Here is a 1,741-nt window from a genome sequence, read left to right as displayed (position 1 = left end):
GATCGGTATCACCGGCGCCTCAGTAACACCGGGCACACTTGCTCCTGGAGCTACCGGTACGATCGCTGATGTGACCTATGTGCTTACGCCAGCAGATATTGCTGCGGGTAGTGTGACCAACACGGCTATCGCCTCTGGAGATGCTGTAGATCCGAATGGAGATCCACTAGGTACGGTCAGTGATGATAGTGATGATCCAAACGATCCGACGAATGTAGATCCTGATGGAGATGGCGATGCAGACGATCCAACGGTAACCACCCTTGATGGTACTGGTCTTTTGACCGGAACGGTCTTCGAGGATACCAATGGCAACGGCGTACAGGATGCTGGCGAGCCAGGTATTGCAGGAGTAGACGTAGTGGTGACCGATAGCAATGGTTTACCTCAGACGGTAACCACGGATGCCAATGGAGCCTGGAGTGCAGTGGTACCAGCTGGTGATACGACCAGTGATATAGATGAGACAAGCTTACCTGCTGGAGTAGACATCCAGACGGCCGGAACCGATCCGACGACTACTACGGTAGGAGCAGGAGCCACGGTATCTGAGCCTGCAGATGGTTTCTTTGCGGCAGTTCCTAATCTTGCCCTTGAGAAGACCAGTGGAGGAGTAGTTGATGCGAATATGAACGGTATTACGGATGCTGGCGATACGATTACGTACAGCTTCCTTGTAACGAACAACGGAAATGTAACGGTCAACAACCTGGTGATCGATGATGCGGTGATCGGTATCACCGGCGCCTCAGTAACACCGAGCACACTTGCTCCTGGAGCTACCGGTACGATCGCTGATGTGACCTATGTGCTTACGCCAGCAGATATCGCTGCGGGTAGTGTGACCAACACGGCTATCGCCTCTGGAGATGCTGTAGATCCGAATGGAGATCCACTAGGTACGGTCAGTGATGATAGTGATGATCCAAACGATCCGACGAATGTAGATCCTGATGGAGATGGCGATGCAGACGATCCAACGGTAACCACATTAACACCTACAGGTAGAGTACTAGGAACTGTCTTCAATGATGCTAACGGAAACGGTGTTCAAGACCCAGGAGAAGCTGGATTGGGTGGCGTAAGCGTTGACATAGTAGACAGCAACGGAAACCCACAAACGGTGGTAACTGCAGCCGACGGAAGTTGGACAGCGCAAGTGCCAGCTGGAGATACTGATATCGATGTGGATGAAACGACGCTACCAGCCGGAAGTGCACTGACCACAGTAGGCTCTGATCCTGAAACAGTAACTGTTGTAGCTGGAACCGATACATCAAGTACGGATGATGGTTATACGGTACCTACCCTTGATGGCACGGTCAGCGGAGTAGTGTTTAATGATGCTAACGGAAACGGTGTTCAAGACCCAGGTGAAGCTGGTTTGGGTGGCGTAAGCGTTGACATAGTAGACAGCAACGGAAACCCACAAACGGTGGTAACTGCAGCTGACGGAAGTTGGACAGCGCAAGTGCCAGCTGGAGATACTGATATCGATGTGGATGAAACGACGCTTCCAGCTGGAAGTGCACTGACCACAGCAGGCTCTGATCCTGAAACGGTAACTGCTGTAGCTGGAACCGATACGCCAAGTACGGATGATGGTTATACGGTACCTACCCTTGATGGCACGGTCAGCGGAGTAGTGTTTAATGATGCTAACGGAAATGGTGTTCAAGATCCAGGAGAAGCTGGATTGGGTGGCGTAAGCGTTGACATAGTAGACAGCAACGGAAACCCA

At 51.8% G+C, this 1,741-nt stretch carries 1 protein-coding gene; it reads left to right on the top strand.

Going from position 1 to position 1,741, the window contains the following annotated elements; all coding sequences use genetic code 11:
* Positions 1–1,741, top strand: a 1,741-nt coding sequence (locus tag EGM47_RS16245; protein WP_317126909.1) for a beta strand repeat-containing protein, incomplete at both ends; no start/stop codon positions are given.

Source organism: Nonlabens xiamenensis (assembly GCF_003865345.1).
GTDB lineage: Bacteria > Bacteroidota > Bacteroidia > Flavobacteriales > Flavobacteriaceae > Nonlabens > Nonlabens xiamenensis.
The sequence above is the reverse complement of the archived record's forward strand: the minus strand, read 5'-3'. Positions and strand labels throughout refer to the sequence as shown.